This is a genomic window from Aminobacter sp. MET-1, assembly GCF_026521175.1.
Taxonomy (GTDB): Bacteria; Pseudomonadota; Alphaproteobacteria; order Rhizobiales; family Rhizobiaceae; genus Aminobacter.
Genome location: NZ_JAMSHL010000004.1, coordinates 126,829 through 151,923 on the forward strand (window position 1 = coordinate 126,829; position 25,095 = coordinate 151,923).

Consider the following 25,095-nt stretch of genomic DNA (forward strand, 5'->3'; position numbering starts at 1 on the left):
CACTCGCGCCTGAAAGGGCCGCTACGGTCCTCAAACAGGCTGGATATCAGGGGTTGGCGGCTGTCGGGCGTCTCGGCGGGTGACGTTGGGGCAGTGCCGTAACCCTGTTGGACGTTGTGTCGTGGCGCTTTTTTGTGCAGGCGGGTCGGGCGCGGTTGATTAGCCGTGCATCACATTGCCGATCCATTCATCACGACAGGACATATTCATTATGACAGAAGGCAGTCTTCTTGATCATGCACTCGTGCGCCTCGACGAGGCGGCAAAACATCTGAACGTCGATGCAGACGTGATCGAGAAACTGAAGTTTGCCCGCGAGACGACCAAGGCGCGCCTGATGATCCGCATGGACGACGGCTCGCGAAAATCCTTCCTGTCGTGGCGCTGCCGCTATGACGACACCCGTGGACCGACCAAGGGCGGCATCCGCTTCCATCCGGAATCGACCGCCGACGAGGTCGAGATGCTGGCCTTCTGGATGACCTTCAAATGCGCTGTCATGAACCTGCCTTATGGCGGCGGCAAGGGTGCGGTGCAGGTCGACCCGCGCAAGCTGTCGAAGGCGGAGCTCGAGCGCCTGTCCCGTTCCTACATCCAGGCCTTCGCCCGCATCATCGGCCCGGACCGCGACATTCCCGCCCCCGACGTCTACACCAACTCGATGATCATGGGTTGGATGGCCGACGAATACAGCCAGATCGTCGGCCAGGCCTCGCCCGCCGTCATCACCGGCAAGCCGCTGGCGCTGGGCGGTTCGCTTGGCCGCGGCGACGCCACCGCGCGCGGCGGCTACTATCTGGTCCGCCATCTCGCCGACGACCTCGGGCTGAAGGGCAGCTTGCGCATCGCCGTGCAGGGTTTCGGCAATGCCGGCCAGCACATCGCCCGCCTTCTCGCCTCTGACGGCCACAAGATCGTCGCCGTGTCGGATTCGGAAGGTGCGGTGCAGGCGTCCGGCGGGCTCGACATCGAGCGCCTCTTCACGGCCAAGAACAGCGGCCGTTCGGTAACCTCGACTGCTGGCCATGGCGGTCACGAGCTGCTCGACGGCAAGGCGCTGGTGGGCGTCGACTGCGATATCCTGGTGCCCTCGGCGCTGGAGAACATGATCCATATCGGCAACGCCGACAGCGTCAAGGCAAGGATCGTGCTCGAACTCGCCAACGGCCCGGTGACCTCGGAGGCAGATGCCGTCCTGGAGAAGAAGGGCGTCGTGGTGCTGCCCGACATCCTGGCCAATGCCGGGGGTGTGACTGTCTCCTATTTCGAATGGGTGCAGAACCGCCAGGGCTTCTACTGGCAGATCGAGGAGATCCACGACCGCCTGCGCGCCATCATGGAGCGCGAGGGTCGTGCCATCTGGCAGGTTTCCCGCAACAAGGAGATCTCGGTGCGCACGGCTGCCTATGTTCATGCGCTCGGCCGTCTTGCCGAGGCGATCGAGGCGCACGGCACGCAGAGCTACTTCGACAGCTAAGACAAGACACGCCGCCGGATCGACATGGCCCGGCGGCGTGGCGCGTTATTTTTCCGTTGCTGCGGGAAAGGTCTAGGCGTACGGCTTGGCTCGAAAGCCTGACTGATCCCCAGACAACCCATGCCTTGCAGGCAGAACCGGCGGCACGACAATGTCCTTCATTCCCGACTGGTCGACCATTCTTCAGTTTGCGGTCGCCACCTTCATCATCGCCATCACGCCCGGCCCCGACATGACCTTGTTCGTCGGGCGCGCGCTGTCGGAAGGCCGCAAGGCGGGCTTTGCCTGCATGGCAGGCGCTATGACCGGCATCGTCATCCACACGACGCTGGTGGCGCTCGGCCTGTCGGCGCTGATCGTCGCCTCGCCGCAGGCCTTCATGGCGCTGAAGATCGTCGGCGCCGGCTATCTGGTATGGCTTGCCTTCCAGGCCATCACCAAGGGCTCGGCGTTTTCGCCTGACACCACCAAGCGCGAGCCGCGCTCGGTGTTCCAGAACTGGGCGACGGGCCTCGGCATCAACCTGCTCAACCCGAAGATCATCCTGTTCTTCATGACCTTCCTGCCGCAGTTCGTTTCGGCCCACGACACCAATGCGCCGGGCAAGCTATTCTTTCTCGGAGGCATGTTCATCGTGCTGTCGCTGCCGGTCGTGGCGCCGATGGTGATCGCCGCAGACAAGTTCGCCGGCCTGCTCAAGAAGAGCCCGCGGGTGACACGCATCGTCGACTATCTCTTCGCTGGCGTGTTCTCGGCCTTTGCGCTGAAGATCCTTACGGCGCAGGCGAAGTAGGGGTGTCCCTGAGCGCGCCGGCGAAGCGGCCGGTGACGAACCAGTAGACGATGCCTCCGACCAGGCCGCTGCCAAGGATCGATACCGGCAGCAACGGGTCGCGATAGGCGAAGGCGCCTTCGCCGCTCTGGTAGGCGAGGCCGATGAAGACCAGTGCCACGAAGCCGCCCGCCAGCGCGTAGAACAGCCAGTCACGCTTGCCGAGCAGTTCGGCAAGCAGCATGACCACGACTGCGGGAACGAAGGCGAAATAGGCGACGAACAAGGCGAAGAAGGGGATGGTGACGACCATCGAGCCGCCTGCCACACCCTCCGGAATGTCAGGGGCGAAGAAGCCGACCGCGCCGAGGAAGATGACATTGAGGAAGGCGCTGGCGGCGAGCGCCGCCGCCGCGTAGCCCAGCACCATGTGGGCGAACTTGCCGAGATAGATGAGGACGCGGCTCACGCCTCGCCGTGCCCTGCGATCATCATCGCTTCGAGCGCCAGGCGCTCGGTCTTCTTCATACGCTCGGATTCCGACTTGAGCTGGCCGCAGGCGGCAAGGATGTCGCGGCCGCGCGGGGTGCGGATCGGCGAGGCGTAGCCGGCATTGTTGATGTAGTCGGCGAACTTCTCGATCGTCTCCCAGTCCGAGCACTGATAGTTGGTGCCTGGCCAGGGGTTGAAGGGGATCAGGTTGATCTTGGCCGGCACGCCCCTGAGCAGCTTGACCAGCGCCTTGGCGTCCTCGAGGCTGTCATTGACGTCCTTCAGCATCACATATTCGAAGGTGATGCGGCGGGCGTTCGACAGGCCGGGATATTTGCGGCAGGCGTCGATCAGGTCGGCGAGCGGATACTTTTTATTGATCGGCACCAGCAGATCGCGCAAATCGTCGTTGGTGGCGTGCAGCGAGATCGCCAGCATGACGCCGATCTCCTCGCCGGTGCGGAAGATTTCCGGCACGACGCCGGAGGTCGACAGCGTGATGCGGCGCTTGGACAGCGCCAGCCCATCGCCGTCGGAGGCGATCAGCAGCGCCTTCTTCACCGCCTCGAAATTGTAGAGCGGCTCGCCCATGCCCATCATGACGATGTTGGACACCTTGCGGCCTTCCGCCGGCACGATGGCGCCAGCGGGGGTGTCGCGGTCGGGGAAATCGCCGAGCCGGTCTCGCGCCGTCATCAGCTGCGCCAGGATCTCTTCCGCCGTCAGGTTGCGCACCAGCTTCTGCGTGCCGGTGTGGCAGAACGAGCAGGTCAGCGTGCAGCCGACCTGGCTGGAGATGCAGAGTGTGCCGCGGCCTTCCTCGGGAATGTAGACGGTCTCGATCTCGACCGGCCGGCCGGCGCCGCGCGGCGGAAAGCGGAACAGCCACTTGCGCGTGCCATCGGCGGAAATCTGCTCCTCGACGATCTCGGGACGCGCGATGGTGAAGTGCTTGGCAAGCTCGGCGCGCAGGTCCTTGGAGATGTTGAACATGTCGCCGAAGTCGGAGACGCCGCGGACATAGAGCCAGTGCCAGAGTTGCTGGACGCGCATCTTGGCCTGGCGTTCGGGGACGACGCCAGAGGTGACGAGAGCTTCCGCGAGTTCCTCGCGGGTGAGGCCGATCAGCGACTCCTTGACGGGCGCAGCAATTCGGGAGCGCAGCGCGTCGCGGGTGGCATCGGTGGTGAGGTCGAGCGAAACGGTCATTCGGGCTCAGCTAGCTATAGATATCGGCAAATGTAGGATTTTGGGGCCACATATCACAGGTCTGGCTCTGCGTCACGTTTTGGCGGCCATGCATTTGTGACTGGGCTTCGTTGCTTGTTAAGGATCGGGCTGCGATGCTACCTGGATGAGCAACATCCTTCACATCGCCCTGGTGGTGCTCGGCGTCAACCTTGCTGCCTTCATCGCGTTTTGGCGCGACAAGCGGCTGGCCTGCGCGGGCGCGCGCCGCATTCCCGAAAAGACTTTGCTGTGGCTTGCCTTCGTCGGCGGCAGCGTGGGAGCGGTGGCAGCGCAGCACCTGTTTCGTCACAAGACTCGCAAGGAGCCGTTCCGCTCGCGGCTCTACGCCATCGTCGCTCTGCACGCGATCGCCGTCACGGCGCTGGCAATCTGGCTGGTCGCGCCGCAATGGGTCGAGGGTCTGATGTCGCTGTCGCGTGGGCCGGAGGTCTCTTGAGCCGTCAAACCAGGGACAGAGCGTAGCGCTGCTCGAGGCGGCCGGTGCGGAGATTTGGCACGGGCGTGCCCGAAGCATGCCAGCCCATGCGTTCGTAGAGCCTCACGGCGCGCTGGTTGTCAGCATAGACCGAGAGCCGGACCTCGCGAAAACATCTTCCGTCCAGCCGTTCCGTCAGTGCGGACAGGAGTTCGCGGCCGGCACCATCGCCCCAGTGGTCAGGATCGACACCGAGATAGTGCAGCTCTGCGGTATCAGGTTCGCCGGGGATCGGGGCGATGGCGGCAAAGGCTGCTGCCCGGCCAGACGCGGTCTCGGCAATCAAAAGCAGAGCGCCTGGACCCAGCACTCTCGCTATCACCGGCCGCGCCTCCTCAAGCGTCGCCGGCTTGTCGTCTCCGTCGCGCGCAGCGGTGGCGCGCGCCCAGATCGATGCCGCGGCGTCGAGATGGGTAGCTGTGCCGTCGATGATCCTCATCGGAACCCCTCAACAAAAAAGCCGGGCGCATGGCCCGGCTTTCGAAACTGACTCGCGCTGCGCCTACTTGCAGGTGGTGATCGACGTCAGTGCCGCCGAAATGCCCTTGAGCGAAAAGACGTAGCTGGTCGGGTTGCCGCGGCCGGACTTGGCGGCGACCTTCATGTCGGCGCCGGTCTTCATCGCTGCGATCAGGGCAGGCTCTTCGGCGGCATTCTCGACCCAGGCCGACTTGCCCTTGGTGAACATGGAGAACGACTTGTCGCCGATCGTGACGGTGACCTTGGAGTTTTCCTGGAAATTGTAGCCGGCAATGAACTGCGGTTCGAACGACACTTTCTGGCCTGGGCGCTGGCTGACGAAGAAGAACATGTCGCCATGGTCGAGCGTCGGCGGCTGCTTGTCGGTCGGCACCGTCAGCACGTAGCAGACCTTGCCGTTCTGCGCCTGGTAGCTGTAGGTGCCCCAGGCATTGTGCTGTCCGATCTTGGTCGCCGACTGGGCCAGCGCGGGCACTGCCGAAACGGCAAGCGCCAGACCCGTAAATGTAGCTATCAATCCGCGCATTGGTTTTCCTGTACTTCAAATGGAGCGGGGGCAGGCCGGCAGCGCGCCCACCCGTTCGCTTCATTTTGATTTAATCTGGGTTACCAAAGGGTGAATCGCCCCACGAAAAGCAACATTCGCCCGCTGGTACCGTGGCCTGTCCCGTCGCGCGCAGGCACGACAGCTTGTCCCTTGCTCGGTTGAAGCCCGAGAAAGCGGCAAGAGTTTGACTTTTCATTTCATGATGAAACTAGGGGTCATGGTAAGCAGGGGAGGCGCTGAAACAGCCCGACCGCGCTCACACGTCCTGCGTCAAGGCTTCCCGCGCTGCAAGCCTGTGGGCGGGGGTGATATGAGCGCGCACGGCTGCAAACGCCGCCGTCAGCACGGCGATGTCGTCGGTGAAGCCGATGCCCACGAGCATATCGGGGACAGTGTCGAAAGGCAGGATGAAATAGGCAAGTGCCGCCAGCAGGATGCCCCTGGCGCGCAACGGCGTTTCCTTGTCCATGGCGCAATAGTAGCCGGCCACCACCTCCTCCATGAAGGGGATGTGGCGGGCTGCGGCCTTGGCCTTGCGCCAGAATTTTTCACGCACCTCGCCTTCGTTCGCGCCGATGCCGGCCGCGTCGTTGCGGAAATGGTCAAATCCGGGGAACTTCACCATCTGGGCAATCTCTCCTTCGGCACAGAATGTGGGAAAGCGCTGCCCCCGCTGCAAGATCGGTCGCTCAGGAACCGAAATAGGCGTTCATACGCTTGGCCAGCTTGAAGTCGAGTTCGGTAAGTCCGCCGGCGTCATGGGTGTTCAGCTTGACGTCGACGGTGTTGTAGACGTTCGACCAGTCGGGGTGATGGTCGAGCTTCTCGGCGGCAAGGGCTGTGCGGGTCATGAAGGCGAAGGCTTCGCTGAAGGTCTTGAACTCGAAGCGTCGCGACATCGACAGGCTGTCGCTGGCAAGTGTCCAGCCGCCGAGCGAAGCCAATCCGTCCTTCAACTCGGCAGGCGTGAGTTTCTCTCTGGTCATTTCGCGCTCCCATGGGTAATCGAGTATCTGTTTCAGAGCGCTCGCTGTCTTCGAATGCAAGAGGCTCTAGGTCTGTTCTAGGCAATTCCTGACGGAACGCCGCTTTCGCGGTTGTCCTGGAATTGCTGCAGCATAGCGCGGGAACGATGGTCGAGAAGCCGGTAAAATCCATCCTGTTCGTCTGCCTGGGCAATATCTGCCGGTCGCCGTTGGCCGAAGGCGTGTTCCGCGCCGTGCTTGCCGAGCGTGGGCTTGAGACGGCGTTTTCGATCGATTCGGCCGGCACCGGGGGCTGGCATGCGGGCTCGGCGCCCGATCCGCGCTCGATCGCCGTCGCCCTGCATCACGGCATCGACATATCCGAGCAGAAGGCGCGCAAGGTGACCTTGGACGACTTCGACGACTATGACCTCATCCTCGGCATGGACGGTTCGAATGTCGACGATTTGCACCGCCTTGCGCCGTCAGGTTCAGTGGCGCGAGTCGAACTGTTCCTCGGCCATGCGACCGGGCGGGCAAAGGATGTTCCCGATCCCTATTATGGCGGCGAGGGCGGCTTTCTCGACGTCTACCGCATGATCCGCGAGGCTTCCGAGGCGCTCGCCAGCCGGCTCGCCGCAAGCGAGTCGACGCCGTTGAGCCGCCAGGCCTCCTCGACGATGTAGGGGCCGCCGCCGACGCTGTCGCGCGACGACATCAGAACGAAGCGGCCGACCCGGAACGGTACGGTGGCGAAATTGCCGCGTGCCGAGAGGTAATGAGCCACGTCGAGCGGGCTGGTGTTGCGCAGCCGGGCGAGCGTGACATGCGGGGTGAATTTGCGCGGGTCGGACGGTACGCCCAGGCGCTTGCAGATGCGTTCGATCTCGGCCTGCAAGGCGTTGAGTTCGGGCGAGGGGGTGACGCCCGCCCATACCGCATGCGGCTTCTTCTGCCCGAAAGCGCCGACACCCGAAAGCGTCAGCGAAAAGCTCGGGCGGTCGACACGGTCGAGCGCCTCGACGATCTCGTCGGCAACATGACCTTCGACATCGCCGATGAAACGCAGGGTGAGGTGATAGTTCTCGACGTCTATCCAGCGGGCGCCTGACAGCCCTCCCCTGAGCAGGGAGAGCGATAAGGCCGCATCACGCGGAACTTCGAGGGCGGTGAAAAGTCGCGGCATGGCCAGGCTCCCTTCTCCTCGAATCGAAATTCGTAGCCTCAGCGAATCATCGATTAGACGGCCGGGCAAGCTGTTTGTTCAGCCGTTGCTGAATAGACAACGTTTGTGACGGACAAGTGTTGCAGCGATGCATGGCTGCCGGTTAACGCCTGATCATTTGCCGGCAATCGCCTTTTCGACAGTCGGCAAGGCGCGCTCGACCATGCGGTCGATACCTGTCGCGTTCGGATGCATGCCATCCTCGAGCAGCAGCTTGGGATCGCCGGCGACGCCGTCGAGGAAAAAGGGATAGAGGGTGGCGCCGTACTTCTCCGCCAGCTTCGGATAGATGCTGCCGAACTGTTCGCCATAGGCGTGGCCGAGATTGGGGGCGGCGACCATGCCGGCCAACAGCACTGGGATTTTGCGCTCCTTCAGCCGCGCAAGCATCTTGTCGAGGTTCTGCTCGACCAATGCCGGGTCGATACCGCGCAGCATGTCGTTGGCGCCGAGTTCGAGGATGACCAGTTGCGTGCCGTCCGGGATCGACCAGTCGAGACGGGACAAGCCGCCGCTGGTCGTGTCGCCGGAGACGCCGGCATTGGTGATCACCACATCGTGACCGCGCCTGCGTAGCGCGGCCTCCAGTTTTTCGGGAAAACCCTCGCCGGGCCCAAGCCCGTAACCGGCCATCAGGCTGTCGCCGAAGCCAACGATGCGGAAAGGTTCCGCCCAGGCGGGAAGCGCGGCCGCAAGCATCAGCAGGGCTGCGGCAAAGAGTTGTTTGAAAGCCATACAGTCAGACCCGATATGACGAAGACGATCCCCGCCCTTCAGTTTCCATATAGGACGAATTTGCCGTGACAGAAGCCGTCATCGAACTGAGGGATGTATCGCTCACACTGGGCCAGGGGGCCTCATCGGTCCACGTGCTGAAAGGCGTGAGCCTGGACGTTGCTGCGGGCGAAGCGACCGGCATCGTCGGCCCGTCAGGGTCGGGCAAGTCGACGCTGCTGATGGTGCTGGCCGGGCTGGAGCGCGTCGACGCCGGCACGGTGAAGATCGCCGGCGAGCTGCTCAACGGTCGCAGCGAAGACCAGATCGCCGCCTTCCGCGGCCGCAACATTGGCATCGTCTTTCAGTCGTTCCACCTCATCCCCAACATGACGGCGCTGGAAAATGTCGCCGTGCCGCTGGAGCTTGCCGGCAAGCGCGATGCGTTTGCCATCGCCGAGCGTGAGCTCGCGGCGGTCGGCCTTGCAGACCGGGTGACGCATTATCCAGGCGAGCTTTCCGGCGGCGAGCAGCAGCGCGTGGCGATTGCCCGGGCGCTGGCGCCGGAGCCGCGCATCCTGATCGCCGACGAACCCACTGGGAATCTCGACCAGGCCACCGGCCGGCAGATCGCCGACCTGCTGTTCGCCAAGGCCGCCGAGCGCGCCATGACGCTGGTGCTGGTGACGCACGACCCGGCGTTGGCCGCCCGCTGCGACCGCCAGGTGGCGATGCGGTCGGGGCGGATCGAGACTGCGACGGTTGCGCCGCTGGCCGAAAAGGTTCGGGCATGAGGGTGGGTGTTGCTGCCGCTGTCGGTTGCAGGGTTGTGCCGGGCGCTGAAAGGTTTGCGGGACAGCGCCCCCCTCTGGCCTGCCGGCCATCTCCCCCACAAGGGGGGAGATCAGCTTTCATCGCGTCCTCGGCCAACTTTCAGTGTCGCAGCAAGAGTGGCGGGAGCGCCGCTTCTAATCTCCCCCCTCTAGGGGGAGATGGCCGGCGGGGCAGAAGGGGGCAACGTAGAGAGCTTAAGCTTCGGAATGAGGCGCTCCCATGCTGAAGGATCTGCCTCTCGCCTTCCGATTCGCCTCGCGTGAGATGCGCGGCGGATTGCGCGGCTTTCTCATCTTCCTGACCTGCATCGCGCTTGGCGTAGCGGCGATCGGCGGCGTCAATTCGGTGGCTCGCGCCATTACCGCGGGTGTTGCCAGCGAGGGCCAGGCGCTGCTCGGCGGCGACATACGTTTCCAGCTGATTCAGCGCGAAGCGACTGATAAGGAGCGCGCATTCCTCGATAGCCTCGGCACGGTTTCGCACAACGCCGGCATGCGCTCCATGGCGCGGCTGGAGGACGGCTCCGACCAGTCGCTAGTCGAGGCCAAGGCGGTCGACGACGTCTATCCGCTCTACGGCCAGCTGTTGACGGAGCCGGCGCTGCCGCGCGCCGAACTGTTCGCCGAAAAGGCCGGGGCCTATGGCGCGGCGGCACCCGATCTGCTGTTCGAGCGCCTAAAGCTCAAACTCGGAGACCGCATCAAGCTCGGGGCTGCGACTTTCGAGCTGAGGGCCAAGCTCGTCACCGAGCCGGATGCGGTGTCCGACGGATTTGGGTTTGCGCCGCGGCTTCTGGTGTCAATGGATGGGCTGACCGCTTCGGGGCTGATCCAGCCCGGGAGCCTGGTCGAGCACGCCTACAAGGTGCGGATGCCGGTGGGCACAAGCGAGGCCGAGGTGACGGCCGTGCGCGAGCGCGCCAACGCCGAATTTGCCGAGGCAGGCTGGAGCGTGCGGACCCGCACCAATGCGGCGCCGGCCCTGTCGGCAAATATCGAGCGTTTCTCGCAGTTCCTGACGCTGGTTGGCCTGACCTCGCTGGTTGTCGGCGGCGTCGGCGTGGCCAACGCCGTACGCGCCTATCTCGACGGCAAACGCGGCGTGATCGCCACTTTCAAGAGCCTAGGCGCATCGGGTGGCTTCGTGCTGTCGGTCTATCTGATCCAGATCCTGCTCATCGCCGGCCTCGGCATCGCCATCGGCCTCGTGCTCGGCGCGCTGATGCCGTTTGCGGCAAGTGCGGCGCTGCAATCGGTCATCCCGGTGCCGGCAGAGGCCGGCGTCTATCCGGCGGCGTTGGCGATGGCAGCACTGTTCGGCGTGCTCGTGACGCTTGCCTTCGCCATCCTGCCCTTGGGGCGGGCTCGCGATGTACCGGCGACGGCGCTGTTTCGCGAAATGGGCTTCGAAGGCCGCGGCATGCCACGCTTCGTCTATGTGGCGACGGCGCTCGGTATTGCCGCAGCATTGGCCCTGCTCGCCATCTGGTTCGCCGGCGACCGGCGCATCGCTACCATCTTCGTCAGCGCGACTGTGTTTTCGTTCCTGGTGCTCAGGGTGGTGGGGCTGGGCGTGCAATGGCTGGCGCGGAAAAGCCCAAGGGTGCGTTCGACGGCGCTGCGGCTTGCCATAGGCAACATCCATCGCCCCGGCGCGCTGACGCCTTCGGTGGTGCTGTCGCTGGGCCTCGGACTGACGCTTCTTGTCACGCTGGCGTTGATCGACGGCAATCTGCGCCGCCAGATATCAGGCAGCCTGCCGGAGCGGGCGCCGAACTTCTTCTTCGTCGACATCCAGCCCGGCGAGGTCGACGACTTCGCCAAACTGGTCGAAACAGAGGCACCCGGCGGCAAGCTTGTGCGCGTGCCGATGCTGCGCGGGCGCGTCATGGCGCTCAACGGTACCGAGGTGCAGAAGCTCAACGTGCCGCCTGAAGGGGCCTGGGTGCTGCGCGGCGACCGCGGCCTGACCTATGCCAAGAACATTCCCGAGAATTCGACGCTGTCGCAGGGCACGTGGTGGCCGGCCGACTATACGGGTGAGCCGCTGGTGTCGTTCTCGGCACAGGAAGGACGCGAGCTCGACCTCAAGCTCGGCGACACGGTGACGGTCAATGTGCTCGGCCGCAACGTGACGGCGAAGATCGCCAATTTCCGTGAGGTGCAGTGGGAAACGATGGGCATCAACTTCGTCATGGTGTTTTCGCCCAACACCTTTGCCGGCGCGCCGCACAGCTGGCTGGCGACGCTGACGGAGCAGAAGGCCGCTCCCGCCGACGAAGCGAAGATCCTGAACGCGGTGACGCGCAGCTATCCGGCGATCACCACGGTCCGGGTCAAGGATGCGCTCGATGTAGTGAACCGGCTGGTCGCCCAGCTCGGCACCGCCATTCGTGCAGCTGCGGGCGTGGCGCTGATCGCCTCGGTGCTGGTGCTGGCCGGGGCGCTTGCCGCCGGCAACCGCGCCCGTATCCACGATGCGGTGATCCTCAAGACACTCGGGGCGACGCGCCGGACGCTGATTGCGGCGTTCTCGCTCGAATACATGCTGATCGGGCTTGCCACCGCCGTCTTCGCACTTGCCGCCGGCGGTGTCGCGGCCTGGTTCGTGGTTGCGCGAATCATGACGCTGCCGTCGCAGTTTCTGCCCGAGGTGGCAGTTGCGACCATCGTCGCGGCCCTGGTGCTGACTGTCGGCTTCGGCCTGGTCGGCACCTGGCGGGTACTCGGCCACAAGGCGGCGCCAGTGCTTAGAACCGAGTAATTCGAGGCGCCTTTCAAGGCTTGATCAAGTGCATTTGTATGAGAAATGTTGTCTCACGTAGCGTTTCACATGGTAACGGGCCTTGTTCTGGCCTGAAATAAGCATCATATTTGGCCACAGGCATGCTGGAGTCCCGCCAGCGGCGCCTGGGCGTATGCCCGACACCCGACGGGGCAGAAGCAACAGAGGAAACCATGTCTGACTTCAGAAATTACCAGACGCGCATGGCGACCACCGGTGCCCGCACTGATGCGTCGATCGATGAAGGCCTGCGCGCCTACATGCTCAAGGTTTACAACCTTATGGGCCTGGGCCTGGTCATCACCGGTATTGCGGCGTTCGCAACGATGATGCTGGCGACCACTAACGACCCGGCGACCGCGGTTGCGACGCTGGGCAACGGCAAGATGCTGACCAGCCTTGGCGTGGCGCTGTACGGCTCGCCGCTCAAGTGGGTGGTCATGCTGGCTCCGCTCGGCATGGTGTTCTTCCTGAGCGCCCGCATCCAGTCGATGAGCGTCTCGGGCGCGCAGACCGCATTCTGGGTCTTCGCCGGCCTGATGGGCCTGTCGCTGTCGTCGATCTTCCTGGTCTATACCAGCGCAAGCATCGTGCAGACCTTCTTCGTGACCGCGGCCGCCTTCGGTGGCCTGTCGCTGTTCGGCTACACGACCAAGCGCGATCTGACGGCCATGGGCACGTTCTTCGCCATGGGCGTGATCGGTCTTCTGATTGCGATGGTGGTCAACATCTTCCTGCAGTCGTCGGCCCTGCAGTTCGCCATCTCGGCGATCGGCGTGCTGGTGTTCGCAGGCCTGACCGCCTACGACACGCAGAAGATCAAGGAAATGTACTTCGAGGGTGACGACGTGCTCGTTGCCGGCCGCAAGGCCATCATGGGCGCACTCACGCTCTACCTCGACTTCATCAACCTGTTCTCGTTCCTGCTGTCGTTCCTGGGCAACCGCGAATAAGCAGATTTCGAGAGTTGGAGCATCCTTTGCGTGTCCAGATGGCCACGCGGCGCTCCAAGCCTGGACCATCAGACTTTGGAAGGGCGGCCAATGGCCGCCCTTTTCATTTGCGCCGAGCTTTGCTCTAGTGGAGGCAGAAAAATGGACTGCCTAAAAAATGAGCATCACAATACGCCACGCGCTTGCTGACGATCTCGACCGGATCGCCGAGATCTATTCGGACGCCGTCGTCAACGGCACCGCCACCTACGAATTGGAGCCGCCGACAAAAGCGGAGATGCACAGCCGCTACGACGCGCTGACTGATGACGGCTACCCCTATCTGGTCGCCGAGCGCGACGGTGCGATCGTCGGCTATGCCTATGCCGGGCCATTCCGGGCGCGGCCGGCCTATCGCTTCATCGTCGAGGATTCGATCTACATCGCGCCCGAGGCCAAAGGTGCGGGCATCGGCAAGGCGCTGATGCAGGCGCTGATCGACGAATGCACTGTCTTGGGCTTCCGGCAGATCGTCGCCGTCATCGGCGACGGCCATGCGGCGAGCGCTTCGGTGAAGCTGCATGAGAGGCTGGGCTTCCATCATACCGGTCGCATGGAAGGCTCGGGCTACAAGCACGGGCGCTGGCTCGACACAGTGTTCATGCAGTTGTCGATGAATGGCGGCGCCACCACGCAGCCGGATCCGAACTCGACGCCGGAGCGCCGCTTTCGCGCCAAGGGCGGCAAGGGCTGAGGCCCGGAGCAGACGGAATACCGCTCGGCACTTTCCTGGAATTGCGCTATGCCGATCCGGAGATCAGCGGCACGAAGCGCACGTCGGCCAGCGCCTCCTCGGGGAAATCGTCGTCGGCCTGCCTGACGATGCGCACCAGCCGCTGATAGCCGAGCGGGCCAAGCGGCATGAGAAGCCGCCCGTCAATCGCCAGTTGCTGTTTCCAGGCCGGCGGCACCGTGCGTGAACCGGCTGCAGAAAGGATCGCATCGAACGGCGCCCCGGCTTCATGGCCACGGGTGCCGTCTCCAAGGATCACCGATACGTTGGCATAGCCGAGCCTCTGCAGGCGCTTTCGTGCCGCATCGGCAAGCACAGGCAGGCGCTCGATGCTGACGACACGCCCGGTGATCTCGGCCAGCACCGCCGCCGCATAGCCGGAGCCGGTGCCGATCTCGAGCACTTTGTGGCCCGGCAGCAGCTTGGCGGCCGAGATCATCAAGGCAACGATGTAGGGCTGGGAGATGGTCTGCCCCTGGGCGATGGGGATTGCCGTATCCTCGTAGGCGTAGTCGCGCAGGTGCTGCGGCACGAAGGCCTCCCGCGGCACGGCCGACATCGCCTCCAGAACGGCAACGTCGCTGATGCCGCGCCGGGCAATCTGGGTTTCGACCATTCTGAGGCGCGCCTGCCGGTAGTCGATCATGGCCTGCCTGCCGATCTCAATTAATCGAGTTCAGGCCTTGAAGTTCCCTTCGCGAGACCTTCCGTAGCGTCCGAAGGATGTTGCGGTGCGACATTCTTGCTGCATTGCACAAAATGCAAGGCACCTATGCAATATCAACACTTTAAAAGCGGGCGCTGCGGAGCTAAATATCAGTCATCGAATTTGTCGGGCCTACCTCCTCCCAGGTTCCGACGAATAGGTCAGTGTCTACCTCCTCCCAGGCGCTGGCCACAAATACGACACCCGCCGGACCTCCTCCCCCGGCGGGTGTTGTTTTTTCAGCCCCTCCCCAAATGCCCAAAAAGACCGACCTGGCCTCCTGCTGCTGGGCCACGGCGATGCAATGCGCCGGACAGCGCGCGTGCTGCAATCAGCACAGTGGCGTTCGGGTGGTCTTACAGGCTATAGGCAGTGCCAAGCGTCTCCCGGCCCAAGCGTCCAGGAGAAACGAAACGATAGCGCTCCGGCCAGCGACGAATGAGAACAACACGCTGACGCCTTGGGGTGGGTGAGGAACGAGGAAAGGAATTCAGCATGAACGTGACCAGCGAAACCGCTGTGCTTCTCGAGCGCCTCGGCGTTGCCAAGGCCGATTTCACCGGTGGCGACCTGATCGTGCGCAGCCCAGTGACGGGCGAACAGATCGGCGCGCTGACGTCGATCTCGACCGACGAAGCCGGCAAGGCCATCGAGCGCGCCGACAAGGCCTTCAAGGCCTGGCGCAACGTGCCGGCGCCGAAGCGCGGCGAACTCGTCCGCCTTCTGGGCGAGGAGCTGCGCGCCGCCAAGACCGATCTCGGCCGCCTGGTGTCGATCGAAGTCGGCAAGATCCCGTCGGAAGGCCTGGGGGAAGTCCAGGAAATGATCGACATCTGCGACTTCGCCGTCGGCCTGTCGCGCCAGCTCTACGGTCTGACCATCGCCACCGAGCGTGCAGGCCATCGCATGATGGAAACCTGGCATCCGCTTGGTGTCGTCGGCGTCATCTCGGCCTTCAACTTCCCCGTGGCCGTGTGGTCGTGGAACGCAGCGCTTGCCTTTGTCTGCGGCAACTCGGTGGTGTGGAAGCCGTCGGAAAAGACGCCGCTGACCGCGCTGGCCTGCGAGGCGATCTTCAAGCGTGCGGCAGCCCGCTTCGGCACCGACGCGCCCGAGGGCCTGTCGCAGGTGCTGATCGGCGACCGCGCGGTCGGCGAAGTTCTGGTCGACAACCCCAAGGTGCCGCTGGTTTCGGCCACCGGCTCGACCCGCATGGGCCGCGACGTCGGCCCGCGCCTGGCCAAGCGTTTTGCCCGCGCCATCCTCGAGCTCGGCGGAAACAATGCCGGCATCGTCTGCCCGTCGGCCAATCTCGACATGGCGCTGCGCGCCATCGCCTTCGGCGCCATGGGCACTGCCGGCCAGCGCTGCACCACCATGCGCCGCCTGTTCGTGCATGACAGCGTCTATGACACGCTCGTTCCGCGCCTGAAGAAGGCCTATGAGAGCGTCTCGGTCGGCAGCCCGCTGGAGAGCTCGGCGCTTGTCGGTCCGCTGATAGACAAGGCCGCCTTCGACGGCATGCAGAAGGCGCTGAAGGAAGCCGGCGAACACGGCGGCAAGATCACCGGCGGCGCCCGCGTCGACCAAGGTCATGACGGCGCCTACTACGTCAAGCCGGCGTTGGTGGAGATGCCCGGCCAGGTCGGTCCGGTTCTCGAAGAGACCTTTGCGCCGATCCTCTACGTCATGAAGTACTCCGATTTCGACGCCGTGCTCGACGCGCATAACGCTGTCGGCGCCGGACTGTCGTCGTCGATCTTCACGCTCGATCTGCAGGAGGCCGAACGCTTCCTGTCGGTCGAGGGTTCCGACTGCGGTATTGCCAACGTCAATATCGGCACCTCGGGCGCCGAAATCGGCGGCGCCTTCGGCGGCGAGAAGGAAACCGGCGGCGGTCGTGAGTCCGGCTCGGACGCCTGGCGTGCTTACATGCGCCGCGCCACCAACACGGTGAACTATTCCAAGGCACTGCCGCTGGCCCAGGGCGTGTCGTTCGACATCGACTAAGCCGCAGCCAAGCCTGCCAAACATCAAGCGCCGTCCGCCAACGCGGGCGGCGCTTTTGTTTGTCGGGTCAGATCGCAAGGTCGGGGACTGTCCAGCCGGCCAGTTCGGCCTGTGCCGACGAGGCGATGGGCAGCAGCCGGCGCGTCTCCAGGTCGAAGCAGATGGCAACCACCTCCATGGTGCCGAAAGCGCGGCCGGAGAACGGATCGAGCATCCAGTTGACGATGTTCATGGTGCGGCCGTCGGCGCGGGCAAGGCCGGAGCGCACCTCCCAGCAGTCACCGCTTTCGGGGAGGTCCTGCAGCCGGATCAGGAATTCGAGTGCTGCGGCGCCGAAATGCGGGCCGCTGCGGTCGCTGTGGCGGGCGCAGAGTTCGCGCAGCGGCGTGATGATGTTGCGGACGCTGTCGGCGACGGCCGCGACGAAGGCTTGCGGCTGCATCCTTCCATGGGGATCGCAGGATTGCTGGAACACCGCGCCTTGGCCGAGAAGGCTCAGCCCGAGGTGTTCGGCTCGGGCGCCCGAGGCCGTCGTCATAGCGGGCAACTCACCCACGCTGCGCGCCATGGCCAGCCTCGGTGTTTCCACCAGTTCGGTCGCAATGCGCGCGGCAAAGGCTTCCGGCCATGGCCGTGCGATACCGTCCACAGCGGCGGCATGGCTGAGCCCGACGCGAAAGGTTGCGGCGCAGTCGCCGGTGGCGCTGTCGAACATCATGGCGACGACCTCGGCCGAAGTGTCACCGAGGGCAGTGAAGCCGGCTGAGATATGCATCGACGTTGCGGCGCGGGCCTCACGCAGGAAGCGAATATGCATGCTTTGGACGGCGAGTGTCGTCGCGGATACGGGGGCGAACAGGTGCGGCAGGCCGGCGAGGCCGAACAGCATGGCGATGGCCTCCATGCAGCGCGCCACATAGAAGCGCGTGTTCATATGGCCCATCTCGTCGCATTCCCAGGTGGCGACGCCGCCGCGCCAAACATCGCGCAGCCCTGACATGCCCGCCGTCATGGACTTCCTCCCCGTGCTTCCCGATCAGGCGTAGCGGCAACTGTCTGCCGGTTCATCGTCGCATCGGACGATGTCCAGGCGGAGCGGCTTCGATGCGGCAGATCAAAGAATTTGTCGCAGCGTGGTCTATTTTCGCTGCGGGGCCATCGATGCTATCAGTGGCCTCCGAAGAATAGGGTCGCGACGCTTGGTCGGATTTCGCCGCAGAGGAACAAGGTTCGGGGTCGCGCTCGCCGCGGCGCTGATGCTTGTCCTGCAGACGGCGGCGGCAGCACTCGCGCTTGGCCAGGGCACGCCGCCGCTCGACATCTTCGGCAATCCGCTCTGCATCACCTCCGCCAGCGGCCACACAGCACCCGCCAAGAGCGAGCATCCGAGCCTGCCCGAATGCTGTACGCTCGGCTGCAATATGTTCTCGATGGCCACCGGCTCGCCGCCGGATGGTGCGGGGTTCCGGGTCGAGCGCCCGCTCGAAGCCAGGATCGTTTTCCAGTCGCCCAGGCTCGATCCATCGATTGCGCCGGAGCATGACCCCGGCAATCCGCGCGCCCCGCCTGTGGCCTGACATGGACTGCCGGATAGAGCTTCTGGCGCAATTCACGACGCATCGCTTTTTTCGTGGAATTGCTCTGGCAGCGGCCGGACGACAACCCCCAATTCAGCCTATCCTGCGCCGCATGCATCGGCGCAACATCACGACACAGGAGTCTTCCATGACCCGTTCCGCTCGCGCCTCTTCGCGCCCGCTTTTCCGCAGCTTCGAAGAGCGCTTCGGCATCGCCGTCTTTGCGCTGCTGATGCTGTTCGCCTCGACCCACCAGCTGCTCGCCCATGGCTTCAAGCTTGGCGATCTCGAGATCGGCCATCCGTGGTCGCGCGCTACCCCTGCCGGCGCCAAGGTCGCGGCCGGTTATTTGACGGTCAAGAACAGCGGCAGCCAGCCGGACCGGCTGGTGTCGATCCAGTCGGACATTTCCGAGAAGGCTGAGATCCACGAGATGGCCGTCGACGCCAAGGGCGTGATGAAGATGCGCCAGATCACCGAAGGTGTCGAAATTCCCGCCGGCGGCGAAGTCGCGCTCAAGCCGGGCGCCTATCACATCATGTTCATCGGCCTGAAGGCGCCGGTCAAAGAAGGCGACAAGTTCTCGGGCACGCTGACCTTCGAGAAGGCCGGCACCGTTACGGTCGAGTTCCAGGCCGACAAGCTGGGCGGCCAGAGCCAGGATCATTCGGGTCACTGACATTATGGGCGCGCGCTTTCCTTCCCTGACCGGGGGCGGCTTTGCCGGCGACGGCGCGCGCCTGCTTGGCCTGATTTTCGGCCTTTTCGTAGCGGCCGCCACCCTTTTCGGTGCGACTGGGACAGCGAGCGCCCACGCTTCGCTGTTGCGTTCGACGCCGGTCGAAGGTGCGGTGGTGCAGACGGCACCTGCCGAGATCGTGCTCGGGTTCAGCGAGACAGTGACGCCGCTCGTCGTCAACCTGCAGTCTCCCGATGGCAGCTCGACACGGCTGACGGCAAGGCTTGCCGGCGCAGACCTGGCGATTGCCTGGCCGGCGTCGAAGGCTGAAGGCACCTATCTCCTGTCCTGGCGCGTCGTGTCCGCCGATGGACACCCTGTTGCCGGTGTTTTGTCCTTTTCGCTCGGCAGCCCGAGTGTCACGCCGCCTCTGGCGCTGGAGCTGAACGACAATTCGCTCCGCCTCGCTATCTGGTGCGCCAGGCTGGTGCTTTATCTCGGCCTGTTCTTTGGCGTCGGCGGCGCTTTCGCGCTCGCCTGGCTCGCGCCGGGCAAACATTTCGGTGTCGGGCCCATTGGTGCGTTTCTGGTGCTCGGCCTCGCTGCGGCTCCTGTCTCCTTCGGCCTGCAGGGGCTCGACGCGCTGGGCGCGCCGCTGTCGATGTTCGGCAGCGCCCTGGCTTGGGAAACGGCTGGGGCGACCAGCTACAGCTTCACGGTGGCCATTGCCTTCATGGCGTTGGCCCTGGCGCTGCTGGCGCTTGCGGTGGAGGCCAAGCTGGCGCGCTTGATATCGCTTGCCGGCCTTGTCGGCGTTGGCGTCGCCCTGGCCGCCAGTGGCCATGCCAGTGCTGCCGCACCACAATGGCTGACCCGGCCGATGGTGTTTGTCCATGGTACCAGCATCGCCTTCTGGGCCGGGGCGCTGTTGCCGCTGGCCTTCGCCTGGCGCGAAGGTGGTGAAAGCGCAAAGGCCGCCTTGCGGCGGTTCTCTGTATCAGTTCCCTATGTCGTGGTGGCGCTGCTGGCAGCCGGCCTCGTGCTGTCGGTCATCCAGGTCGAAGCGCCCGCCGCGCTCTGGCGCACCAGCTACGGGCTGCTTCTGTTGGCAAAGCTCGCGCTGGCCGCAGCCTTGCTTGCGCTCGCCGGCATCAATCGCTGGCGCCTGACCAAACCCGTACTGGCCGAACAGGCCGCAGCGCAGCGCTGGCTGGTGCGCAGCATCGTCCTGGAGACGCTGCTGATGGTGGCGATCCTCGGCGTTGTCGCCGGCTTCCGCTTTACGCCGCCGCCACGCGTGCTGGCCATCGAGGCGGCCGAACCGGCCGCGATCCACATTCATACTGCGGAAGCCATGGCCGATCTCGCCATCAGCCCCGGCCATGCAGGCAGCACGAGCGCTTCCATCGTCATCATGACCGGTGACTTCGGTCCGCTCGATGCGCGGAACGTGGAGTTGCGGCTGAGCCAGCCCGGCTCCGCCGAGATCAAGGCGAAGGGCTACAAACCCGGCGACGGCACCTGGCGGATCGACAGGCTCGACCTGCCGGCAGCGGGCACCTGGGCTGTTGCCATCGATGTCGACATTGCGGAAGGGCAAGCGGTGACGCTGGAGGGGGAGGTTGCCATTCGGCCTGGTACCGGCTGGTAGTCGATACGGACGATGTCGCACCTGTAGCGCCGCCTATCGTCCGGGCATCTTTTGCAAATGCCCGGGAGTGCGCGCATGAAAATCCTTATCATTGGCGGAACGGGCATGATCGGCGGCCACACCGCCAACTATCTCAAGGCCCAGGGCAACGAGGTAGTTCTGGCGGCGCGTAAGCCGGCGCCCGAATCGACGCCGATGGCCGCCTATCCGACGATCTATGGCGACTACACCAAGGGTGACTTCTCGGCCGCCGACCTCGCGCCCTTCGACGGTATCCTGTTTGCCGCCGGCAACGACATCCGCCACCTGCCCAAGGGCGTCGACGAGAACGAATTCTGGACCAAGATGCAGATCGAGGGCGTGCCGACCTTCGTCGAGCTGGCGCGCAAGGCCGGCGTGCGCCGCGTCGTCCATATCGGCAGCTATTACCACCAGGTCATGCCCGACCTCGTTCAAACCAATGCCTATGTGCGCGGCCGCAGCCTGGCCGACGAGGGCGTGCGGTCGCTTGCGACCGACGAGTTCAACGTCTCGACGCTCAACCCGCCGTCGATCGTGGGCTACGTGAAGGGCTTGCCGACCAAGCGCTACGAGACACTGATGGCCTATGCGCGCGGCGAGACGCAGATGCCGATCTTTGCGCCGCCTGGCGGCACCAACTACATGTCGGTGCAGTCGCTGGCCGAAGCCATCTGGGGCGCGTTCCAGCGCGCCGAGAGCGGCAAGGCCTATCTGGTCGGCGACGAGAACCTGACCTTCCAGCAGTATTTCCAGTCGCTGTTCGACGCGGTGGGCAATCCGCACCGTGTCGAGGAGCGCAACGAAGAACATCCGCTGCTGCCTGATATGTTCATCGTGCCAGGCCGTGGCAATATCCTCGCCTACGAGCCGGATCCCGAGGAGACCAAGCTGCTCGGCTATCGCCGCAACGACGTGCAGCGGGCGCTGCGTGAGGTCTTCACCCAGGTGTCCGGCCAGTAGGTCGGCGCAGTGTAAGGAGAGGAAAACATGGCAGACGACCAGGCGGCATTGCTGATGTCGGTCGCGCTTCGGAGCGTGTCCGAACGTTACGCCTTTGCAGTGGACAGCGGCGACGGCGACCTGCTCGCCGCGCAGTTCGTGCCTGGAGGCGTGATCGTGTCGCCGCGCGGTACGTTCGAGGGGCTGGAGCAGATCCGCGGCATCCCCGGGATGCTCAAGCAGCGGTATCTCAAGACCTTCCATGCCGTGCTCAACCAGATGCTGAGCCCGGTCGAGGGCGGCGCGGAGGGCGAAACCTACTGCATCGCCCGCCACTACTTCCGCGATCCGGCCGGCCGCTATCTCTGCTACGAGATGACCATCCGCTACCTGGACCGTTTCGCCCGTACCTCCAATGGCTGGCGCCTGGCGCGCCGCGAACTGGTGGTCCTGGGCACCCATACCTGCGAGGCGCAGGAAACGCCGAACTAGCGCGGATTCAGGTGAGGCCGGCCTGCAAATGGCGGCCTTCTGCGTTTCCGGTGCTCACGGACCTGAATCCGGATCGCGCCGGGGAAAAAATACAGACTGCGGAGGACAGCATGTCGGAGGAACTCTCCATTCTCGGGCTAACCGGCAAGGTGGCGCTGATTTCAGGTGGCGGCGCCGGCATCGGCCTCGCCACGGCCGAGCTTTACGCGCGCGCCGGGATGAAGGTCGTGGTTGCCGAGGTCGATCCGGCGCGGGTGGAAACCGCGCGCGTCGCCTTGGGCGACGCCCATCTCGTCGTCGAGGCCGACGTGCGCAAGGCCGCTGACGTGGCTGATGTGATCGAGGCGGTGAAGATCCGTTTCGGCAAGCTCGACGTGCTGGTCAACAATGTCGGCGACTATCTCGGCTTCAAGAAGCCGTTCGAGCAGTCGACCGAAGACGAGTGGAACGCGCTCTACGGCATCAACCTCCTGCATATGTTCCACATGAGCAAGGCGGCGATTCCGCTGATGCGGGCCGGCGGTGCCGGCGGCAGCATCATCAATGTCTCGACCATCGAAGCCTTCCGCGGCATTCCGCTGACTGTCGTCTATTCGGCCTTCAAGGCAGCGATAACAGGCTTTACCCAGAGCCTTGCCGTCGAGCTCGGCCAGCATGGCATCCGTGTCAACGCCATTGCGCCCGAGACCACCAATTCGGCGCAGATCGTGGCGACGCCGCGCGTGCCGGCTGAGAACCGCGACTATCTCAAGCGCTGGTTCCCCATCGGCCGCTTCGGCGAAGGGGCGGATTCTGCCGGTGCGGCCCTGTTCCTGGCGTCGGATACGCTTTCAGGCTGGGTGTCGGGCACGACCATCCATGTCGACGGTGGTGTGCTCGCGGCGGGTGCCTGGTCGCGCCTGCCTGATGAGGCAGGCTGGACCCATCTGCCCATCATCGAGAGCGACGGCTACACGCCACGACCGCACGCCAGATAGCTGATTGGCCTCAGGCCACGCCCTGGCGTCCGAGCTTCAGGCCGGCAGGCTCCACGCTGCGCGGACCCTGCACCGGCCGTGAAGCCTCTGCGGGGCGGATTTCGCTGCGGCCGACGAGGTTTGCTATCTCCGACAGCGGCTGCGGCCGGCCGAAGAGGAAGCCCTGGACCTCGGCGCAGCCTTCGTTGCGCAGGAACTCGAAATTCTCCTGCTTTTCCACGCCCTCGGCCAGCACTGGGATGTTGAGGTCGTTGGCGAGCAGGATGGTGGCGCGGACGATGGCGGCCGACGCCGTGTCGTTGGCCACGTCCTCGACGAAGGAGCGGTCGATCTTGACCCTGTCGAAGGGGAATATTTGCAGCGTCGACAGTGACGAATAGCCGACGCCGTAGTCATCCATGGCGATCGAGACGCCAAGCGACTTCAGCTGACGCACGACATGCAGCGCACGGTCGCGGTCGTCGATGATGCTGGCTTCGGTGATCTCGAGCTCCAGCCGCGACGGGGCGAGGCCGGTGGACAGAAGTGTCTCGTGGACGAGCCGCGGCAGGTCGGATTGCGTCAGCTGGGCCGAGGCGATGTTGACGCAGATCTTGTAGGGCTTGCGCCAGCGGGACACCTCGGCGCAGGCGGTCTTGAGCACCCATTCGCCTATCGGGATGATCAACCCGTTCTCCTCGGCGATTGGAATGAACACTTCCGGCTCGACGATGCCGCGCTCGCGGTGATGCCAGCGCAGCAGCGCCTCATAGGCGCTGATCTCGCCCGACATCACGTCATGCTGGGGCTGGTAATAGAGCTCGAATTCGTCGCGCTCCAGCGCGTGGCGGAGCTCGATGGCAAGCGCGCTGCGCTCGCGCCGGCCTTCGTCCATCGAGCGGTCGTAATAGCAGACCTTGTCGGTTATCGAGCGCTTGGCGCGGTACATGGCAAGGTCGGCAGCGCCGATGAGATCGTCGCTGTCGGCGGCGTGGTCAGGATAGACGCTGACGCCGACGCTGGCGCCGACCGACAGCGTCTTGGCCTTGTTCTGGATCGGATCGAGCACGCTGTCGATCAGCTTGCGCACGAAGCTGTCGATCTCCTCGGTCGAGGTGATGTCCTGCTTGACGGCGACGAACTCGTCGCCACCGACGCGGGCAACCAGCTCACCTGCGCCGGTCAGGCTTTTCAGCCGGCTGGAGACCGTCTGGAGCAGCAGGTCGCCGGCGTTGTGGCCGTGGACGTCGTTGATTTCCTTGAAGCGGTCGAGATCGACGACGATTACGGCGGCCTTGTTACCGCGCGCCTCGCTGCGCTTGAGCATGGCCGGCAGCTTGTCGGAGAGGAAGGCGCGGTTGGGCAGACCGGTCAGCGGATCATGCTGGGCGGCGTGGCGGAAGCTGTCGACCAGTTCGCGCTGCGACCGTGCGTCCATGACGTAGAGCGTCAAGCCGGTGATGACTGCCATGGTGGCGAGTACCAGCACGGCGAGGAATTCGCTGGAGAAGACCTTCGTCGGAACCGGAATGGACGGATCGGGCACGACGGTTGCCGCACCCATGGCGGTGAAGTGCATGGCGCAGATGGCCAGCACCAGTGCCAGCACGGAGAGCGGCTTGTAGTGGCGCACGCTGCGGCGGGAGGCCAGATGCATGGCCAGGGCCCCGAAGGCCAAGGCGAAGAGAATCGACGCCTCGACCAGCGCCATGTCCCATTCGATCCTGCCGGCGATCTCGAAGCCCCGCATGCCGGTGAAATGCATGGCGACGATGCCGGCGCCAATGACGGCGCCGCCGACTTCGGCCGCCAGCCCGCGCGGCCGGGTCGCGGCCAGATGCAATCCGGCGGCGGTGAAGAAGATGGCGATCAGCAGGGACGCGATGGTCAGGGCCGGATTGAAGGCATGGTCGAACGGCAGCCTGTAGCCGAGCATGGCGACGAAATGAGTGGTCCAGATGGCCGCGCCGCAGGCAATGCCCGAGAGTACGATCCAGCCGGGACGAGACTGTGCCGAGATCCTGACTGCGCGCTCGAAGAGCCGCATGGTCATGGCCGCCCCCGCGACACAGACGATCGCTGCTATGACCACGAACGAATAGTCGTGATCGTAAGCAAGACAGGAAATGACCTTAAACATTGCCACGCCCCCACCGCCGGACAATGCTTGCCGGCCAGCCTTGAGGCGAGTGTCTGCTGTAAAAGTGAAAGAAATCCCTAATGTAGAACTGCTTCCGGCAAGTTATCGCAAAGCTGGCCTGTCGGTTTCACCAGGCTGCACCATCCGGCGGAGCTTGCCGCCACCGGCTGCCGATGCGTCTTC

General features: G+C 64.5%; 26 protein-coding genes. 15 read left to right on the top strand and 11 right to left on the bottom strand.

The window, feature by feature from the left end; all coding sequences use genetic code 11:
* The first annotated feature begins 211 nt into the window (after positions 1-211).
* Positions 212-1,477: a Glu/Leu/Phe/Val family dehydrogenase gene (locus tag NDO48_RS07415; protein ID WP_018430391.1), complete on the top strand. Its 1,266-nt coding sequence runs from the start codon at positions 212-214 to the stop codon at positions 1,475-1,477.
* A gap of 151 nt (positions 1,478-1,628) precedes the next feature.
* Complete coding sequence (locus tag NDO48_RS07420; protein WP_018430390.1) at positions 1,629-2,270, top strand: LysE family translocator; 642 nt, start codon at positions 1,629-1,631, stop codon at positions 2,268-2,270.
* On the opposite strand, the gene NDO48_RS07425 is transcribed toward NDO48_RS07420, so the two are convergent.
* Both NDO48_RS07425 and rlmN read right to left on the bottom strand, forming a co-directional pair.
* Positions 2,251-2,718 carry a hypothetical protein gene (locus NDO48_RS07425; protein ID WP_018430389.1) on the bottom strand — a complete coding sequence of 156 codons (468 nt, stop codon included), beginning with the start codon at positions 2,716-2,718 and terminating at the stop codon, positions 2,251-2,253. The genes NDO48_RS07420 and NDO48_RS07425 overlap by 20 nt on opposite strands.
* Complete coding sequence (gene rlmN, locus NDO48_RS07430) at positions 2,715-3,950, bottom strand: 23S rRNA (adenine(2503)-C(2))-methyltransferase RlmN (RefSeq protein ID WP_018430388.1); 1,236 nt, start codon at positions 3,948-3,950, stop codon at positions 2,715-2,717. The genes NDO48_RS07425 and rlmN overlap by 4 nt, the downstream gene beginning before the upstream one ends.
* 145 nt (positions 3,951-4,095) lie before the next feature.
* Here rlmN and NDO48_RS07435 point away from each other — a divergent pair, with 145 nt between their 5' ends.
* A complete protein-coding gene (locus NDO48_RS07435) occupies positions 4,096-4,428 on the top strand; it encodes a DUF1294 domain-containing protein (protein WP_018430387.1) in 333 nt (110 codons plus the stop codon).
* A gap of 4 nt (positions 4,429-4,432) precedes the next feature.
* Here the strand turns inward: NDO48_RS07435 and NDO48_RS07440 are convergent, their stop codons facing one another.
* The 4 genes from NDO48_RS07440 to NDO48_RS07455 form a co-directional block, all read right to left on the bottom strand.
* The gene (locus NDO48_RS07440) at positions 4,433-4,906 is read right to left on the bottom strand and encodes a GNAT family N-acetyltransferase (protein ID WP_018430386.1); all 474 of its coding nucleotides are present in this window, start codon (positions 4,904-4,906) and stop codon (positions 4,433-4,435) included.
* A 63-nt stretch (positions 4,907-4,969) separates the two neighbouring features.
* On the bottom strand, positions 4,970-5,473 hold the full coding sequence (locus NDO48_RS07445; protein ID WP_026227679.1) for an invasion associated locus B family protein: 504 nt from the start codon (positions 5,471-5,473) through the stop codon (positions 4,970-4,972).
* Positions 5,474-5,750: 277 nt separating this feature from the next.
* Positions 5,751-6,119, bottom strand: coding sequence for a YkvA family protein (locus NDO48_RS07450; RefSeq protein ID WP_018430384.1), 369 nt, complete (start codon positions 6,117-6,119; stop codon positions 5,751-5,753).
* Between the two features lie 64 nt (positions 6,120-6,183).
* Entirely contained in the window at positions 6,184-6,480 is a 297-nt protein-coding gene (locus tag NDO48_RS07455; RefSeq protein WP_026227678.1) for a 4a-hydroxytetrahydrobiopterin dehydratase, read from the bottom strand.
* A 146-nt stretch (positions 6,481-6,626) separates the two neighbouring features.
* Here NDO48_RS07455 and NDO48_RS07460 point away from each other — a divergent pair, with 146 nt between their 5' ends.
* Complete coding sequence (locus NDO48_RS07460; RefSeq protein WP_018430382.1) at positions 6,627-7,145, top strand: low molecular weight protein-tyrosine-phosphatase; 519 nt, start codon at positions 6,627-6,629, stop codon at positions 7,143-7,145.
* On the opposite strand, the gene thpR is transcribed toward NDO48_RS07460, so the two are convergent.
* Complete coding sequence (thpR, locus tag NDO48_RS07465) at positions 7,049-7,645, bottom strand: RNA 2',3'-cyclic phosphodiesterase (RefSeq protein WP_026227677.1); 597 nt, start codon at positions 7,643-7,645, stop codon at positions 7,049-7,051. The two genes, NDO48_RS07460 and thpR, sit on opposite strands and share 97 nt — an antisense overlap.
* A 153-nt stretch (positions 7,646-7,798) precedes the next feature.
* Positions 7,799-8,419, bottom strand: coding sequence for an arylesterase (locus NDO48_RS07470; protein ID WP_018430380.1), 621 nt, complete (start codon positions 8,417-8,419; stop codon positions 7,799-7,801).
* A 65-nt stretch (positions 8,420-8,484) separates the two neighbouring features.
* Here NDO48_RS07470 and NDO48_RS07475 point away from each other — a divergent pair, with 65 nt between their 5' ends.
* The 4 genes from NDO48_RS07475 (at position 8,485) to NDO48_RS07490 (ending at position 13,702) form a co-directional block, all read left to right on the top strand.
* Positions 8,485-9,192, top strand: coding sequence for an ABC transporter ATP-binding protein (locus NDO48_RS07475; RefSeq protein WP_018430379.1), 708 nt, complete (start codon positions 8,485-8,487; stop codon positions 9,190-9,192).
* Between the two features lie 259 nt (positions 9,193-9,451).
* Positions 9,452-11,995 carry an ABC transporter permease gene (locus NDO48_RS07480; RefSeq protein ID WP_018430378.1) on the top strand — a complete coding sequence of 848 codons (2,544 nt, stop codon included), beginning with the start codon at positions 9,452-9,454 and terminating at the stop codon, positions 11,993-11,995.
* A gap of 194 nt (positions 11,996-12,189) precedes the next feature.
* Positions 12,190-12,969 carry a Bax inhibitor-1/YccA family protein gene (locus NDO48_RS07485; RefSeq protein WP_026227676.1) on the top strand — a complete coding sequence of 260 codons (780 nt, stop codon included), beginning with the start codon at positions 12,190-12,192 and terminating at the stop codon, positions 12,967-12,969.
* Between the two features lie 157 nt (positions 12,970-13,126).
* Positions 13,127-13,702 carry a GNAT family N-acetyltransferase gene (locus tag NDO48_RS07490; protein ID WP_018430376.1) on the top strand — a complete coding sequence of 192 codons (576 nt, stop codon included), beginning with the start codon at positions 13,127-13,129 and terminating at the stop codon, positions 13,700-13,702.
* Positions 13,703-13,748: 46 nt separating this feature from the next.
* On the opposite strand, the gene NDO48_RS07495 is transcribed toward NDO48_RS07490, so the two are convergent.
* Positions 13,749-14,387 carry a protein-L-isoaspartate(D-aspartate) O-methyltransferase gene (locus tag NDO48_RS07495; protein WP_018430375.1) on the bottom strand — a complete coding sequence of 213 codons (639 nt, stop codon included), beginning with the start codon at positions 14,385-14,387 and terminating at the stop codon, positions 13,749-13,751.
* A 555-nt stretch (positions 14,388-14,942) separates the two neighbouring features.
* On the opposite strand from NDO48_RS07495, the gene NDO48_RS07500 reads away from it, so the two are divergent.
* Complete coding sequence (locus tag NDO48_RS07500) at positions 14,943-16,457, top strand: aldehyde dehydrogenase family protein (protein WP_267321243.1); 1,515 nt, start codon at positions 14,943-14,945, stop codon at positions 16,455-16,457.
* Positions 16,458-16,524: 67 nt separating this feature from the next.
* Here the strand turns inward: NDO48_RS07500 and NDO48_RS07505 are convergent, their stop codons facing one another.
* Complete coding sequence (locus NDO48_RS07505) at positions 16,525-17,469, bottom strand: acyl-ACP thioesterase (protein ID WP_018430373.1); 945 nt, start codon at positions 17,467-17,469, stop codon at positions 16,525-16,527.
* A gap of 244 nt (positions 17,470-17,713) precedes the next feature.
* On the opposite strand from NDO48_RS07505, the gene NDO48_RS07510 reads away from it, so the two are divergent.
* The 6 genes from NDO48_RS07510 (at position 17,714) to NDO48_RS07535 (ending at position 22,793) form a co-directional block, all read left to right on the top strand.
* Positions 17,714-18,034, top strand: coding sequence for a hypothetical protein (locus NDO48_RS07510; protein WP_040457115.1), 321 nt, complete (start codon positions 17,714-17,716; stop codon positions 18,032-18,034).
* 148 nt (positions 18,035-18,182) lie between these two features.
* The gene (locus NDO48_RS07515; RefSeq protein ID WP_026227673.1) at positions 18,183-18,713 is read left to right on the top strand and encodes a copper chaperone PCu(A)C; all 531 of its coding nucleotides are present in this window, start codon (positions 18,183-18,185) and stop codon (positions 18,711-18,713) included.
* A gap of 4 nt (positions 18,714-18,717) precedes the next feature.
* Positions 18,718-20,364 (top strand): copper resistance CopC/CopD family protein, encoded by a 1,647-nt coding sequence (locus tag NDO48_RS07520; RefSeq protein WP_018430370.1) that lies wholly within the window; start codon positions 18,718-18,720, stop codon positions 20,362-20,364.
* A 75-nt stretch (positions 20,365-20,439) separates the two neighbouring features.
* Positions 20,440-21,345, top strand: coding sequence for an NAD-dependent epimerase/dehydratase family protein (locus NDO48_RS07525; protein ID WP_018430369.1), 906 nt, complete (start codon positions 20,440-20,442; stop codon positions 21,343-21,345).
* Positions 21,346-21,372: 27 nt separating this feature from the next.
* Complete coding sequence (locus NDO48_RS07530) at positions 21,373-21,816, top strand: nuclear transport factor 2 family protein (RefSeq protein ID WP_018430368.1); 444 nt, start codon at positions 21,373-21,375, stop codon at positions 21,814-21,816.
* 110 nt (positions 21,817-21,926) lie between these two features.
* Positions 21,927-22,793, top strand: a complete 867-nt coding sequence (locus NDO48_RS07535) for an SDR family NAD(P)-dependent oxidoreductase (protein WP_081623573.1) — start codon at positions 21,927-21,929, stop codon at positions 22,791-22,793.
* Between the two features lie 10 nt (positions 22,794-22,803).
* Here the strand turns inward: NDO48_RS07535 and NDO48_RS07540 are convergent, their stop codons facing one another.
* Complete coding sequence (locus NDO48_RS07540; RefSeq protein ID WP_267321244.1) at positions 22,804-24,912, bottom strand: putative bifunctional diguanylate cyclase/phosphodiesterase; 2,109 nt, start codon at positions 24,910-24,912, stop codon at positions 22,804-22,806.
* Positions 24,913-25,095 lie beyond the last annotated feature (183 nt).